The organism is Photobacterium galatheae, assembly GCF_000695255.1.
GTDB lineage: Bacteria > Pseudomonadota > Gammaproteobacteria > Enterobacterales > Vibrionaceae > Photobacterium > Photobacterium galatheae.
Map to the genome: position 1 here is coordinate 16,407 of NZ_JMIB01000027.1, position 15,256 is coordinate 31,662.

At 44.4% G+C, this 15,256-nt stretch carries 11 protein-coding genes; 6 read left to right on the plus strand and 5 right to left on the minus strand.

The features are described from left to right. Positions 1 to 8: 8 nt before the first annotated feature. Positions 9 to 569 carry a transglycosylase SLT domain-containing protein gene (locus EA58_RS13145; protein WP_051642086.1) on the minus strand — a complete coding sequence of 187 codons (561 nt, stop codon included), beginning with the start codon at positions 567 to 569 and terminating at the stop codon, positions 9 to 11. 103 nt (positions 570 to 672) lie between these two features. Beyond that, complete coding sequence (locus EA58_RS13150; protein WP_036753620.1) at positions 673 to 1,224, minus strand: hypothetical protein; 552 nt, start codon at positions 1,222 to 1,224, stop codon at positions 673 to 675. Positions 1,225 to 1,267: 43 nt separating this feature from the next. Here EA58_RS13150 and EA58_RS13155 point away from each other — a divergent pair, with 43 nt between their 5' ends. From EA58_RS13155 to EA58_RS13165, 3 genes are all read left to right on the plus strand, one after another. Continuing rightward, positions 1,268 to 1,672, plus strand: coding sequence for a hypothetical protein (locus EA58_RS13155; RefSeq protein ID WP_036753622.1), 405 nt, complete (start codon positions 1,268 to 1,270; stop codon positions 1,670 to 1,672). Between the two features lie 297 nt (positions 1,673 to 1,969). After that, positions 1,970 to 3,988 carry an ATP-binding protein gene (locus tag EA58_RS13160; RefSeq protein ID WP_036753625.1) on the plus strand — a complete coding sequence of 673 codons (2,019 nt, stop codon included), beginning with the start codon at positions 1,970 to 1,972 and terminating at the stop codon, positions 3,986 to 3,988. A 12-nt stretch (positions 3,989 to 4,000) separates the two neighbouring features. Beyond that, positions 4,001 to 6,589: a DNA gyrase/topoisomerase IV subunit A gene (locus EA58_RS13165; protein WP_036753628.1), complete on the plus strand. Its 2,589-nt coding sequence runs from the start codon at positions 4,001 to 4,003 to the stop codon at positions 6,587 to 6,589. A gap of 292 nt (positions 6,590 to 6,881) precedes the next feature. Here the strand turns inward: EA58_RS13165 and EA58_RS21720 are convergent, their stop codons facing one another. Continuing rightward, the gene (locus EA58_RS21720) at positions 6,882 to 7,439 is read right to left on the minus strand and encodes a GGDEF domain-containing protein (RefSeq protein ID WP_161781047.1); all 558 of its coding nucleotides are present in this window, start codon (positions 7,437 to 7,439) and stop codon (positions 6,882 to 6,884) included. Positions 7,440 to 8,297: 858 nt separating this feature from the next. On the opposite strand from EA58_RS21720, the gene EA58_RS13175 reads away from it, so the two are divergent. Further along, positions 8,298 to 10,253 carry a DHH family phosphoesterase gene (locus EA58_RS13175; RefSeq protein WP_036753631.1) on the plus strand — a complete coding sequence of 652 codons (1,956 nt, stop codon included), beginning with the start codon at positions 8,298 to 8,300 and terminating at the stop codon, positions 10,251 to 10,253. A gap of 85 nt (positions 10,254 to 10,338) precedes the next feature. On the opposite strand, the gene EA58_RS21595 is transcribed toward EA58_RS13175, so the two are convergent. Both EA58_RS21595 and EA58_RS13185 read right to left on the minus strand, forming a co-directional pair. Next, positions 10,339 to 10,527 (minus strand): hypothetical protein, encoded by a 189-nt coding sequence (locus EA58_RS21595; RefSeq protein WP_152548030.1) that lies wholly within the window; start codon positions 10,525 to 10,527, stop codon positions 10,339 to 10,341. A gap of 583 nt (positions 10,528 to 11,110) precedes the next feature. Beyond that, a complete protein-coding gene (locus EA58_RS13185) occupies positions 11,111 to 13,306 on the minus strand; it encodes a preprotein translocase subunit SecA (protein WP_081819653.1) in 2,196 nt (731 codons plus the stop codon). Positions 13,307 to 13,425: 119 nt separating this feature from the next. Here EA58_RS13185 and EA58_RS13190 point away from each other — a divergent pair, with 119 nt between their 5' ends. Beyond that, a complete protein-coding gene (locus EA58_RS13190; RefSeq protein ID WP_036753637.1) occupies positions 13,426 to 14,652 on the plus strand; it encodes a hypothetical protein in 1,227 nt (408 codons plus the stop codon). A gap of 105 nt (positions 14,653 to 14,757) precedes the next feature. Then, positions 14,758 to 15,246, plus strand: coding sequence for a GreA/GreB family elongation factor (locus EA58_RS13195; protein WP_152548032.1), 489 nt, complete (start codon positions 14,758 to 14,760; stop codon positions 15,244 to 15,246). Positions 15,247 to 15,256 lie beyond the last annotated feature (10 nt).

The window sequence follows — 15,256 nt, forward strand, 5'->3', positions numbered from 1 at the left end:
CACCATTTTTAAATTTTGATTCTGCATTTATTGATCTGGGCGCGATACTTATTCGCTAACTTTTGAACTTGACTGGATTTATCCATGAGCCAGCTTTTTTTGAGATATGTTTTCTTTTTATACCCAGCTATTCCGTCATGATAAATTAAGTAAAAGCTTCCAGCATCGTAAGGGTTATGTCCGATTGATTTGATAGACTTACTAAAATACCAGCCGATAAAGTCAGTCGAGTCGTAAAATGACCCTCTGTTTGCACCATGATTTTTGGTCTCTTTCCTGTATTCGTTGAAGGTTCCTGTTAAGGCTTGCGCATAACCATATGCGGTGCTTGTTTTTGCAGAGGCATCTTTATTGAATGATGATTCGTGCTTAATGATGGATAACTGAACGGATATCGGGACGCCCCACTTTTTCCACGATCGGTAAGTGGCCTTCATCCAGTCTTTATTTTCTGTAAGCATCTTACATGCATCACCTGAATGTGTTGTTGTCGAGCTTTCGAGCGAAGCGCATCCACCTAGCGCTAAAGTTAAACATGTGATGATTATTTTAAATTGATGACGCATCATTCGGTAAATCTTTTTCGGAGAAAAGTAATAAATAAATAGATAAAATGGAAGGGCTGGCAGAGATAAGTGATAAAAAGCCCTCTACAGAAGAGGGCAAATGATGTTAATGCATTAATCTTCTGGGGTTCACTTTTTCAGCATAGTCATTGTCCATTTTCTCTGGGGTATCCTGGTGTTTCGATAGATGTTTATTTCTCATTTCGATCTGTTTATCAAGAGATACGCTTGCGTCATCTAAAGACTTCGTATTTTGCATCGCGGTTTCTGATGCTGAGAGTGACATGGATTTTGTGAGTTCGTCTTTTAAATCGTTTGCGTTGTTGATTCGAATGTCATTTGAAACGGAGATGTTATCTCCCCATATGTCACTCCCGTCAATTCTAGTCATTGTGATGAGATTGGCATTTGTCATGAGATAATCGGTGGAGAGTTCAAAATCAACAATTTCAGGAGAATGAGGCATCGTCATACTGCCCTGTATCAGTTTTTGGTTCTGTCCGAGTGAAACTTTAACGTGTTCAGGCTGTTTGAAATGGACGTCGAATTCTCCAAGCTTCTCGAATAAATCTTTTAGTTTAGGGCTGAGGTTAAACACCTCTTCTTGCGCTATTGGCGTAAAGCCTAAATTTTGATTAGAGTTTTTCAGTGAAACCATAGGTATTTTTTATTAAATTATATATAAATGTGTAAGTAAAAACATGATGAGTACAGATAGAAAGTTCACTGAAATAAGAGTTTTTCCCAAGAAGGCGACTTTGTACGTCAGGGTACTCGTTGCGCTAGGCGTATTATTTCTTGCTGGGAATCCTGTTTATGAATATTTAACTGATCATTCGCTTATGTTTAAGCATGTCGATGTTGAGTCTGGTATTACCTGCCAAATCAGTGCGGATAAAAATAAAGGGGAGATTTCTTGTGATAAAAATGTATCTATTGGTCTGGATTTAACTGAAGTCGACCTTCTGCCTAAGATTTGGAACTATGAGTTGGGTAATGGTGATTGGTTGAATGTTAAAAGGGAAGGTTATTCAATGGGGATTATCGTGAAGGTGAAGAGTAATCTTTTTTCGGACGAAATTGTTTCAGAAATTCCATACCGATAAATTTTCGACTTGTGCCGGATTTTATTTAAAAGCACTGGAAAATGTATCAATGTCATCTCATTGAAAGCAGCGCTCTGCTGACTCTCTGTTTTGGGGTGAGTCAGAAAAATCAATTCATCATTGTGTCAATCAGTCCGTGTTAAAGCACAGGAAATTCACGCCCATGAATGTTAGAAATCCATTAAAAATGTAATTAAAACAATGGGTTGAGATTTGGTTGGGTGCATTTAAAACTTCCTGTTTAAGACGCTTTTGTGGTATTATGATGACGTTTTTAAGTGTTTTTGGGAGAAGAAGATGACCGTCTATAACGGCGACTCGATGGATACCCTTCAAGGGTTAGAACCGGTTAGAAAACGCCCGGGGATGTATATTGGTTCAACAGATGGTGACGGTGTAAAGCATTGCTTTATTGAGATTATTGATAACGCAATTGATGAGGCCATTTCTGGCTACTGCGACACAATCCATGTGACTTTCGAAGAAAATGGATACATTTCTGTTGAAGATAATGGTCGTGGTATTCCCGTTGATATGAATCGTAAGTCTGGCATATCAGCCGCAATTCTCGTTTACACAAACCTCCATAGTGGCGGAAAGTTCGAAAACAAGAACTACAAGTACAGTGGTGGACTTCATGGGGTTGGTTCATCTGTTGTGAATGCCCTGTCTTCACATTTAGAACTGACCATCAAGCGTGATGGGAAAATCTATTACGTTGAGTTCGTGGATGGGGGGCAACTGACAGATGAAAGCTACCCGAAGATCATCGGCGATTGTGGCCTCAATGAAACAGGAACCAAGGTCAGATACAAACTTGATGCAGCACACTTTCAAGGGGCTATCCTTGCAAACGACTGGGAAATCAAGAAAGAGTGGCTAGAGACTTATCTTTTTGAGCGCGCTGCGATCACTGACAAACTGAAGATCAATCTTAATTTCCACAATGATATCAGCACCTATGAAGCGAAGAACGGACTTGCAGACCTGCTGGCAATCCCAGAGTACACCGAAGCGTCAACGCCAATCATGCGTGCGCCACTGATGTTCTGTGAAGAAGGAACATACCGAGGACAAAAACAAGTTTGGGATGACCTGAACAATAAATATAAAACCGGTGAAGATGGGAAGCCCGTCAAAGCGTCTTATACAGAAGTGATTGAAATCAGATTCGCGTTCATCGCGCAGGATAAGCTGTCTCCGCCTGTCCCAAAAACCTTCATGAATAACATCAGAACCAAGAATCATGGGAAACATTATGATGGGTTTTGTACCGGTTATGCTGAAGCTGTCAGAAGCTACGCCGCGAGTCGACTCAAAGTGAACCACAAGATTCTGAACGAAGATATTATGGCCGGATGCCAAGTCTCACTGCTTGCTTTTGCTCAGGACGTCGAGTTTAAAGGTCAAACCAAAGATCAAGTGACCTCTCAAAAAGTTGCAACCGTTGGTTCCTCTTTAGCGAAGGAATTCTTTTCCCGGTGGCTGGACACCCACCCCGCTTCTGCAAAGATGATTGTTGACAAATCAATTCGTGCAGCAAAGCAACGAGAAGCCAATGCAAAAGCCAAAGAGGAAGAAGATCAAGCCGAAGTTGGCTCCTTAGGGGAAAACCTCACCGGTGTACTCACGAATTGTTCACAGAGCAATCTCGAAGAAACTGAGTTGTTTATTGTTGAGGGCGACTCAGCAGGCGGAACAGCCAAAAATGCGAGGTGTAAGAAAACCCAAGCCATCTTACCGCTCAGAGGAAAAATTCTGAACACCTATAAAAGCGACATCAAAAAAACGCTGAGAAACAAGCAGATCCGAATTTTAGCCAGCGCAATTGGCACGGGTCTTGGCGATGATTTCGATTATTCAAAACTTCGATTTGGCAAAATCATACCGCTGACCGATGCGGACGTCGATGGTGCGCATATCCAGTTGTTGTTTACGGCATTTATGTACAAATACATGCCTGAACTGATTCAGAAAGGCCACTTGTTTATCGCGGAAACACCGCTCTACAAGTTAGAGAAAAAAGGTGCCAAAAAACAGGTTGTTTACATTAAAAATGATGAAGAGTTCCATGCAAAATATCCCAATGGGATCCCGCATGGGTGGGAGAGGTCGCGTTTTAAAGGGCTTGGGGAGATGAACCCTAACCAACTGAAAGAAACAGCCATGAGTCCGGCCACGAGAACGCTGAAACAAGTCGTCTACGATGAAAAGCAGGCTGAGCAATACATTCAAGTCTTCGATAACCTGATGGGCGATGACCCATCGAAACGATATGAATTCATCAAACATCACGTTAACTTTTCGATTAATTGAGAACAGGCAAGCATGACAATCAATTACACACATCAAAACTTTGGTGAAATCGACCTCGGCGCACATGCTGAGGCGGCCTTTTGTGAATACTCAAAGTATGTGACTCAAGACCGGGCCTTACCGGATATTCGGGATGGACTGAAGCCTGTTCACCGACGAATTCTATTCTCAATGTACGAACTCAATAACACTTTCAATAAACCCTACAAAAAATCAGCCCGCATCATTGGGGACGTTTTAGGCAAATATCACCCTCATGGTGACAGCGCCTGTTATGGCTCCTTAGTTCGTATGACTCAGCCCTGGGTGATGTCGGCCCCGCTGGCGGATGGTCAGGGGAACTGGGGAGATACAGACAAAAATTCGGCGGCAGCCATGCGTTATACCGAAGTGCGTCTGTCGAGAGTCTCAAATGGCCTGATGGATGACCTGAAAACTGAGACGGTCAGCTGGAAGCCGAACTACGATGGTTCAGAAAAAGAACCAGAAGTCTTACCAGCCCGATTCCCAAACTTAGTCATCAATGGCGTCGAGGGGATCGGCATCGGTATGGCTTCTTCTATTCCGCCTCATCACCCTGTAGAAGCCATGAACTGTGTGCTTGCGCTGCTTGAAGGAAGAAAAAGTGGTGAGGCTGTTCCAACAGAAAAACTGATGGCATTGATGCCTGCCCCTGATTTTCCGACGGGCGGGGTTGTTTATGCGCTGGAAAATTATCAGCAAGTTTGGGAACTTGGCCAGGGAAGCGTCCGTATCCGCGCTGAGTGGGAAGAAGAGCTGATCGAGGGTCGCAAGTGCATTGTGATCAAATCACTCCCCTATGGTGTATCTCCGTCTGATGCACTGATACAGGTGAACCAGGCCAGAAGACCTCATCCTGAAACAGGACAAATTGCGCTCAGAGGCATCACGGGTGAACGAGATGAAGGTGACAGCGATGGCCTGCGGCTTGTATTTGAGGTGAACTATGGCGTTGAACCTGAGATTGCATTGAATGAGTTGTGCAATCTGCCGAACTCCTGTTTTGATATCAGCGTCAGCTATAACATGAATGTGATTGATCAAATGGAACCTGTCTCCATTGGGCTGAGACAGGCTTTTGACCGATTTATTGATTTTAGAGAAGACGTTGTCACAAAACGTTCGACAAAACTGCTGTCTGATGCCAAAAGCCGAATGCATATTCTTGATGGATTCATCAAAGCACTCGATAAGATGGATCAAACCATCGCAATGATCCGAAATAATCCGAAGCAATCGGATGCCAAAGCAGCCCTGATCGAATTTCTTGAGATTGATGCGCTTCAGGCTTCAAAAATCCTTGAAATGACTTTAGGAAAATTAACCCAGGGAGAAGTCTCAAACTACAAGAGGGAACATGAAAAATGCGCACTGGAAGTCGCTGATTTAGAAGATATACTGAGAAATCGTTCAAGATTGCTCGATGTCATCAGAGAAGAAACTGAAGCGCAGATCGAGATTTTCTTATCTGAGACATCTGAGCAGGGTGCCAAGCTTTACGAAATGAGACGATCTCAGTGGACTCATGAGGAAATGAGACTTTCGAAAGCAGATCAAATTCCACGTGAATACTGCTCGGTTATTCTATCGCAGCAGGGATTTACGCGAAGAATCTCGGCTGAAGAGTTAAAAGAGCAACGCAGAGGCACGCAAGGTACTCAGCAAATTGAATTAGCAAAACGAGATTCAATCGCGCTTGCAACGGAGTGCTTCTCGCACGATGTTCTGGCATTTGTTACCTCTCTTGGAAGAATCGCTTTTGCGAAAGCTTATGAGATTGATACGAGCCTCAGGGGTCAGCATATTCATAACTTAGTTAAGCTTGATACGGCTCAGGACGAAAAAGTTATCCAAATCGTTTCTATCGAAGATGAAATGGTTGAGCATGCCTCGCAGCTCCAGCTGGTTCTGGCGACGAAACGGGGAATGATAAAAAGAACGAATTTTAGCTTATTCAATCCGAAAGTTTCTCGTACCGTGAAAGCGATACGCTTGTCTGAAGGAGATGAAGTCGCATTCTTCGGGGTGAATCGAGAGAGCGATGTCATCACATTAGCGTCATCCGGTAATAAAGTTGTTCGATTCACACTTTCTGAGATCAGAGAGACTTCTCGAACAAGCCGAGGGGTGATGGCGATGAATCTAGACTGTGACGCGCATATCGTCTCCTGCTCAGTCGTGAAAGCTGAGGCAATTGAACGTGCTTTGATAGGATTTGTGAGCAAATCCGGACAACTGAAAATCACCCAACTTGCACATTACCGTCAAACAAAGAGAAAGGCGAAAGGGGTGACAGCGATGAAGTTGGCAGAAAAAGATCAAATCCTGTCTGCATTTACGCTGGATGAGTCGGAGCTTCAGACTTTAGATGTTGTGAGTACATCGAAAAAAGGGAAGATGAATCGCGTGAATCTGGGTTCCTTTCGGGTGATGAACCGGATGACGCAAGGTGTGAAGTTTGTATCAATGAAAGATAAAGACGAACTTATCTCTGCCTACCTTGTGAGAGGGGAGAAAGAAAATCCAGTCGATGAGATTGATGAGGCCATTGCTCCTGATTCAGGACAGGTCACATCCTGAAAAGAGCTGGCTCTTCATCACATCTGAAAATCAAGAGGTTTGGCGAAAGGGTAACCGCTCCTTGCTGTTATCCCGCTTCCTTTGTCATCCTGTTTTCTTTTGTCATCCTGTTTTCTTCTGTCATCCCCGCCTCCTTCTGTCATCCCCGCGAAGGCGGGGAGCCAGTGACTTTTGAGGAAGAAAGACACGGAAAATGAGGGGGAAATGATTCTGGCAGATTACTTTCATCTCGTGCTCAGTGGATTCCCGCTTGCGCGGGAATTTCGATAATTATTTGATTTTAAATAACAATTTACCTGATATAAATTTGATTCTTGCCTGACTTTTTCGCCTCATACATTGCTTCATCAGCCTTTTTGAGGAGCGCATCGGCACTGTGTATATCCTGGTCGAAAATAGCACCACCAATGGAGCACTGAACGACAAGTTTTCCTATCGACTCATCATGTGTTTCAACCGGCTGCGCAACAGCATGCAAAATAGCCTCACCTTTTGTTCTGAGGTCATCGATTGAATCACACACGGGGAAGATACACACAAATTCGTCCCCTCCGATTCGGGCGGCCGTTTCAAAATCCTCGACAGTCGAAAGTAACCGATTTGCCACAGAAATAAGCATCAAATCTCCTGCATCATGGCCATAAGTGTCATTAATTGGCTTAAATTCATCAAGATCAATAAATAACACGCCAACTTTAAACTTTGAGTCTGTTTTGTAGCCTTCGATTGCTGAAGCCAACCGCTCATCAAATCCCTTTCTGTTCAATAAGCCCGTCAGTTTGTCACTTTTCGCTTCCCGGATTAACCGGCTTTCTCTTTCTTTTTGTTTGGAGCTATCTTCCAGAATCACAAGGTAATCCCCACCCGGTAAACTGAGGAAGGTGGCTACAGTCAGATTCAGCGTTTGATTCGAGCTTCGAATGGCAAAATCAATGGCCTCTCCCTCAGAGACAGATGCGAACAGATGCTGATATTCCTGATACGGGTTGGCGGTTGCGTAGAAACGCCAGAAATCCCGATTTCTTAAATCTTCACCTGTCTCTCCGCTGGCAATCCGTGAAAACCCGTCATTGTGATACAAAATTTTGTGGTTCTTACTCATCAGAACTACGGCATCTCGTATGTGGCTCAGGATAAAGTCATAAGGAATGATTGTGGCGTTACGCCGAGAGAACTGGGGGAGCCGGGAGAATCGCGTTCTCAATTCACTAAACACTTTCATTTGAACTTTCGTTTATAGAAATCTTAATGAATATTTTTAAATTCAAAAAATCAGCCCATTGCCAGCTATCAAGAATCGTCATCATCGAAACCGAATGAGTGGACGCTTGATCTGATGAGTGAACACGGGCGGGGCGTGTTAGTATGATGCGCCTTGGCGGTTGAAGAAAACGGTTTGTGACGTCATATCGATGGATGGTTTAGAATGGGCAGAATTGTTAATATGCGCTTTAAATACAGAGCAGTAAACTGAAGGCTCAGAAGAATGCACAAACCGATCATAAAAAGAAGACCTAAAAACCGCGAGTTGTATCAGAGCGCATTGCATGCAAATGCAAGCACATTTCAGGCAGAAATCGTTGCAAAAAGAAGCTTACCCGAAGGAATAGAGCTTTCTGATTTTTTGAATCCTGACTTATCTAAAGTGGATGCATCAAGGTTAAAAGACATTTCGAAGGCAGCCTCAAGAATTATCAAGGCTATCGCGATGGGGGAGGTCATTGGCTTAGTCTGTGATTTTGATGTGGATGGTGTCTCTTCGAGTACAATTTTTTACGAAAGTCTGGTCAATGTCTTTGGTTGTAATCCTGCTCGTATCAAGGTTTATCATTCGTACAGAATGGAACATGGCGATGGGCTGACGCCTGAGCTTATCGAAAGGATTCAGGCAACGAACCCGCCACCGACATTAATCATGACTGCCGCGCTGGGAAGCAAGGATGGCGCGCAGGTGACAGCCCATAAGAAGTGGGCGAAAGCCAAAGGGATCTTGAGCGACATCATCATCACTGATCACCACGAGATCGATGAGGCAAACTTACCGAAAGATGCCTATGCATTTATCAATCCGAAGCGGCCTGATTGTGAGTTCGACGGTAAAGACATCTGTGGGGCTGTTGTGGCATTAATGTTGATGGCTCATGTCAGAAAGAAGCTGATCGACAAAGCGATTCGAGAGAAAGCGTCTCTTCCTTCGATGGGCGTCACGCTGCCTTTCGCGGCAGCGGCAACAATAGCAGACGGCTCGTCGATTGTATCCCCTGTCAACAGAGGCATTGTTCACGCTGGTGTGAAGCGAATGAATGCTGGCCTTGATGTTTGCTGGAATGCCTTTCAGGACTTCTGGTTGCAAAAAAATGAACCCATTACGGCACAGACAATTGGTTTTAAGCTGGCTCCCATCATCCATACCGCATCCAGAATGGGCAAAGATGCGTTAATCGGCGTGAAGTTCTTCTTATCGGATAGCGAAAATGAAGCGAAACGACATCTTCTCAGCCTGAAAGCGTTCAATGACGATCGCAAGACTGCGCAACGCTCTCTATTCAATGCTGCTGATATGGTCGCAACGCAGCAGGTGCAGAGAGACAATACTGTGGGGCTGTGTATCTTTCAGCCCAATGGCATCCACGGTATTCAAGGTCTGGTTGCGGCAAGTGTTGCTCAGAAATATGGGCGGCCTGCGATTGTCTTTGCACCGAAGAGTAACAAGACAACCAAGGTTAAGTTCGACATCATTGAAAAAGAACACCTCAATGTCGACATCTTCAGTAAGCTTGCCCCAGTTCATGAGGTTGTGATCAACAACGATGAAATGATAGAGGTGAAGAAAACGCTGGATAAGCACACCCCGACATTTACGCTTTACTCGACCTTCAGCGGTGAAAAGAAGTTCGTGAAAGAACTGACCATGAACCAAGCAGTTGGCATGACCACGAAAAGCCTCTTCAAAGGGCTGGGGAAGAAAGAACACACTTTTAACAGCAGGATGGGAAACCTCATCCTGGATCTGAGTGTTCAGAATAAACCGAAGCTTTATCTTGAAGGCGTCGATGAGCTGATTGGTTCGGCGCAAAGCGTACACGGCATTTCTATCCGGAATATTTTTGAGAGGATTGAGAAAGAGCGGCCTGATGTCGTGGTGAAATGCAGGGGGCACGAAACCGCAGGGAGTATGATCATTCAGTTTGATCAGCTTGATGCGTTCAAAGAGACTTTTGATGCGTTTGTACGTCAGGAATGTGAAGCGAAAAGTATTGCTTTGCAGGCTTGTTACTACTCTGATGGGGAAATCCCGAAAGACCGGAACCTAGACCTGACGATTGTTGATGAGCTAAACCAGTTAGAGCCATTTGGGATGGGTTTTGAGCGGCCTGCTTTTGAATTTGACATGACAGTGATGAAGTTTGAACGCATCGGCGACACAGAAGATTATAAGCTGCGCGGGCGATGGGCTCGAAATGGCGTCGAGTATCATGTTTTTTGGCCCAAGCTCGGGACAAACGCCGAAGAGCTGCCTAAAGTATTCGCTGGTGCTCAATTACGCCTGTTGTGCGAGATTGGGGACAACTATGTCAGAAACCGCTCAATTCAGCTGACTGTCGTTGCGAGCATAGAAGCAGCGCAGACCATGAATTCAGCCCACGAGCAGACTGAGCGCTGAGACGATTTGCCAATCATGAAAGGGGCGATACCCGAAAAGTATCGCCCTTTTTATGTTGAGCTGGTGGCTTTATTTGAATCGTGGGTTAGTTCATTTGGCAAAATTGTTCTAAATAATCCCGTTCATAGCGTGTCAGATACTCGGCACCATAGCCATGTTTCAGGTCATTTTTAAAGTACGTCTGAATGTAGAGGATCCCCATTGGGTTCGCCTGACATTTCTGTGTGCCAAACACGGTCTGAACCGTCATTGTGCAATGATGACTGACTGTCATTGTCACTTTCTCAGAAGTGAATAGCGGATCAACAAAAGTGATCGGCTTCGTGGCTTTGCACTTTTGAAGAGCACCCCAAACGCTGATTTTTTCACTTACAAATTTTTTCAGATAGCTTCGGCTCACGCCGACAACGTAAACAGTGTCTTCTCGGCCATCTGTTGCTCGATAATAGACCATGCTATCTGCCGAATCTTTGCCTGCGAAGGTGCTTGCAGACACCAGAAGCAAACAGGCCGCCAGGATAGCTCGAAGGTGAATCCTCATATGATGCATAGGCTTGTTTTTAGTATTAGATTAAGAAAAAATCGAACAACCTAAAAATTCATTCATGAATTTTCTCTCGGATTGTGGCGCAGTGAGGCGCTGGAATGTGGCTGGATTGTGACGAGGCAGCCACTGGCTTGCCCCGATGCTTCGCCTTGAACTTCGGCTGAGTGATGTGTTGATCTTGCCATAACGTATGAAACGCTCACAAAAATACGAAAGTTTTTCCGTGTTATCCGAAGTGTCGTCTGAACGGGTTTGTATTCAGACTTTCTTTTGCTTCCCACGCTTTGAAAAAATCATCATTTTTAATGGGTTAGCCAATCCCTGAAGGTAAATAAGTGTTCTGTGCCATTCTCTTCGTGGCCTCTTTGTTTAAATAACTGAGCGTGTAGTCGAATATGTCTATATTCACAGTTTTCGCGAATTGGGAGAAAGCTTCAAAGCAACTTTTCTTGAAATTATTGATATTCGAGGCCGCCTGAGCATTGCTTGCCGTGTCCATTTTGATATTCATCAGACTCATATGGTGTCGATTCCAGGCCTTTGTTAATCCTTCTGCCATCCCTTTGCGAATGAAATACGACAGTACCTCAGAACCACCGAAAACAAACGCATAATGATCAATGAGCTTTTGATAACTGTCGACTTTCGCTGGTGCCATCTGATGGAGCATCGCTTTCGGATCGGCCGTAAACAAAATGTTTTCCCGCTTTTTCATCAGAAGTTTGAGTTGGCTATCGATAGGATTGTTGTAAATAGAAACTCGTTTGCGTCTTTCTCGCATCGCTGAGAGGGCTTGTTTTTGGAGTTTTTCGATGAGTCTGGTCGTTGCTGAACTGATGTGGGGGGTAATGTGCTCCATATCCTCTTGAACGAGGTTGGCGAGGAGTGAGTTTGCTAAAGTTGCACCAGAGCGGGACTGAAATTGCTCATCGTCCAGCGAGATACAAAAGTACGAATCTCCCTTTGCACCTTGCCGGCCAGTTCTGCCAATCACCTGTTGATCATCATTTTGAGTCAGTCCCATCCCGATGACCACGATCAACAGACCGCGCGCTTTATCTTCACAAACAATGTCGGTGCCTCGCCCACACATTCTTGTTGTGACAATCATGGACCCCAATTTACCCGCATGCGATAGGATTTCGGCTTCCTCCTCAACATTTGATGGCGTTAAGAGCGTCGCACGAATTGATTGTTGTGTGAGTTTGTCTGCGATGATCTTTGCCTGAGCCTCATTCGCACAGACCACAAGTGTTGGCCTTTGATCTCTGGATGCTTTTTCTAAAAATTGAGTCACATTGTGTTTCAGAGATGCATCACTCGGGAAAAGTATGTGACCATGATCGATACGTTGGGTTGGCTGATGACGCGGAATTTCAAGGGTTGAAACGCCATAGCTATGCTTCAGTTCAAGGGCGTTGAGGATAGCGGTTCCAGACATCCCACTCAGAAGGTCAAAACTTTTTACGTAATGCTGAAGGGCGCAGCTCACAACCTCTAAGTTCGAACAGGGGATTTCCAGACAATGCTTATCGCTCAGATACGCAGCGACTGTCCCTAAAAAACCTCCTTCAATCAGGCGACCTGATTTTTTATCAACTCTGTGGATGCGACCAGACTTCACGACATAGTCTTTTGATTCCTCCAGGATATGGAAAGCCATATAGGCGGCCCTGAAATGAATCATGAGCTCATATGCATCCCCATAAAGATCAGCAGAATTGCTGACTAAACCCGCTTCAATGAGGATCTTTTCTGCACTTTTGTAGAATTCTTCGGTGAACTCTTGATCTCCATTTTTATCAAACTGTGTAAATTCTGACCTTTTTCCAACCGATTTACACATTTCTGCTATTTGTTGGTAAAAATTACCAATTTCTAAGTTCGACACAATTGAGTAATTCACACTCGAAGAATCGATCAGACTATGATCGATTTCATCGACAATGAGCGCTGTCTTTGTCATGGCGCTTTCTAGCAATTGAGGGTGTGAAATTGAGGAAGCCTCACTTGCTAAATGGTCTGAAAGCCAGGACAGGCAGCCTTCTTCAGTCAGGTGGGCATAATAGACAGGCGCACTTTTGAGCCCCTCGCTATCCCCAGACAGTCTGGCTACATCAACACCGCAAGCATCATAGAGAGGTTTCATGGTGAAATAGTCGCGATCTGCCAGGTACTTGTTCGCTGTCGCAACATTCACGACATAGCCTTTTTTGACTAAAGCAACGGCACTCATGGCGGCAACTAATGTTTTACCCTCACCCGTCTTCATGTCGATGACATGCCCGTTAGAGCAAGATAGCGCTGCCATGATTTGAACTTTGTAAGGCTCCAGTCCGAGCGAACGTTTTGACAGGAGAATCATGGCAGCATAAAAATCAACTTCATTCTCCTGAGATAACAACTGTTTAAGGTCACTATCAGTATAGTTTGAAATGGCCTTCGATCTTGATATTGCAGCTTCCGCGAATCGCTTAAACTTTGAAAGTTTTAGCTTTGTTGTCATGTTAAACACAGCGTATTCCTAATTTTTTTGTTTATCGATATGAAATGACTTCACTTATTGAAGTATTCGGATAGAATGTCATCGTAATTCGCATACAGGGCTCTCAAGCAGGAAAAGTTATGGCATCGAAACCTCGTTCCGGGGCAGGGAAACTCAAGCAAGCACTGTCGCTGTTTTCTGAATATCCCCATAAAACTCCAACTAATTTGTCAAAAGTTGCACTCAAGGTTCTTCGCGAGGCGTTTGGTGAATCTCTTAAAATCACCGCGCAAAGTCATTATGCAGAAGAAATTTTAACTCAGTCTGTTACTTTTTCGGTGAACAATGGCAAGTATGACGAGATTTTAGCCGAAACCTCTCTCACTGCATCTGTCTCTTCCTTAGAGAAAATGAATCAGGAATGCCTGCCGAGCCGAACACTTCATAATTTGGCGACCCTGGAAGCCTTAATGCTCATGGGTTTTGATATTGAAGCATCTTCTGAAAATCTTTCTGCGGACCGTGAGCAGATAGCGGAGCCGCAAATTTACTCCGCTCCAGTGCCTGAGCAAACCCAAAAACCAGAAGCAGCGCAAGCCGAACAGGTTCTGGAATCTCCTCAATCCCCAGTTTCTGAACCGTCTCAGCCAGATACAGTGACAGAAGCTAAGGTTGAACTTCTTACTGATGAAGATGATAAACAATCTACAGATGAAATCTCAACCGAATCAGAAAATAATGATGGGCCTTCTAGCCGCAGTGAAGAACTTCATGCCTTAATTGAAGAACAGCGTGAAGAAGAAGAGGGTGCCAAACTTGTTTCGAATACAATCAAAGCGCGTATTATTGAAAGCATGCGCAGCCTGGACTTGTCTGAAAAAGCGATCTTGAGTCGATTAAGAAGTAGTCAGGCGAAATCAATCCACGATATGACGCAGGAAGAAGGCTACCGAATTACGAGCTGGCTCAACAAGAGCACTGCTCACTCGACCAGCATCATGAAGAAACGTGAAATGTTCGGTGGTTTCTCTCTACATCTGCCAGCTGCAGAGGAAGCAGATGAAGTTCAGGCTGACAAAGCGCAGGTGAAGCAACCAAAATCCAGAGCGCTCAAGGGTGAAGACAAATCGGGTGCGAAGCAGGCTTCGCGTGAACCCTCTTCTATTGTGACCAAGACCGTCAATGTCTATCAAAAAGAATTGGGCTCGAACCCAAAGGTTGAAGGCTATGCAATTGACCTCCTGAAGCAAATCTCAGGCAAAGACGTTGAGGGCGAAGAGGTCGTCAGTGCTATTTTAGAACTCTCGGATGCGGGAGCCAAAACTTTCCGTTCTAAGCTTTCTTCCCTCATCCTGACAGGAAATTAGTCAATCTTCCTGCGACAAAAGTGAAAGGAGATCCTTCGGGGTCTCCTTTTTTATTGGCATTTGAAAAATGAGGATAATCGGGCTAAATATAATGAAAAAAAGAAAATGGTTAACAAGCCTTACATTAGCCTCGGAGGATTTAACAAGATCACTGAAGAAATCCGGATACTTAGAGGTAAAGCTGATGAAGTCGTTCAGCAAATCAAGGATAACAGAGAAACTGAAACTGGCGACGAAAGTGAAAACGTTGAAATGATTCGCTTAATGGCTGAGAGAGAGTCGATCAGTGAAAAGTTTTGTGAACTTGAGGCGTTCTTGTCATCGTGCCAAGTTGTTGATATTGCAGCCTTACCTGAAGAAAGTGAAGTCGTTCGATTTGGAACAAAAGTGAGATTACTAGAGCTGGATACTGAAAAACAGTTCACCTACACAATTTTAGGCGAAAGGGAATCAAGTGTGAGAGATCACATCATCTCACACTTATCTCCACTAGGCAGGGCGCTGATGAATGAGTACGTCGGAAACATTGTCAGCTTTGATACGCCCAATGGCGAAAGAGAGTTGGAAATTCTTGAGATCAGCCGACACAAATAGAAAAGGCACC

Bases quoted from the DNA above. Each gene is read 5' to 3' on its own strand.
- EA58_RS21595 (WP_152548030.1), bottom strand. From the start codon at position 10,527: ATGACAGTCAGTCATCATTGCACAATGACGGTTCAGACCGTGTTTGGC.
- EA58_RS13160 (WP_036753625.1), top strand. From the start codon at position 1,970: ATGACCGTCTATAACGGCGACTCGATGGATACCCTTCAAGGGTTAGAA.
- EA58_RS13190 (WP_036753637.1), top strand. From the start codon at position 13,426: ATGGCATCGAAACCTCGTTCCGGGGCAGGGAAACTCAAGCAAGCACTG.
- EA58_RS13175 (WP_036753631.1), top strand. From the start codon at position 8,298: ATGGGGGAGGTCATTGGCTTAGTCTGTGATTTTGATGTGGATGGTGTC.
- EA58_RS13195 (WP_152548032.1), top strand. From the start codon at position 14,758: ATGGTTAACAAGCCTTACATTAGCCTCGGAGGATTTAACAAGATCACT.
- EA58_RS13185 (WP_081819653.1), bottom strand. From the start codon at position 13,306: ATGACAACAAAGCTAAAACTTTCAAAGTTTAAGCGATTCGCGGAAGCT.
- EA58_RS13165 (WP_036753628.1), top strand. From the start codon at position 4,001: ATGACAATCAATTACACACATCAAAACTTTGGTGAAATCGACCTCGGC.
- EA58_RS13150 (WP_036753620.1), bottom strand. From the start codon at position 1,224: ATGGTTTCACTGAAAAACTCTAATCAAAATTTAGGCTTTACGCCAATA.
- EA58_RS13145 (WP_051642086.1), bottom strand. From the start codon at position 569: ATGATGCGTCATCAATTTAAAATAATCATCACATGTTTAACTTTAGCG.
- EA58_RS13155 (WP_036753622.1), top strand. From the start codon at position 1,268: ATGATGAGTACAGATAGAAAGTTCACTGAAATAAGAGTTTTTCCCAAG.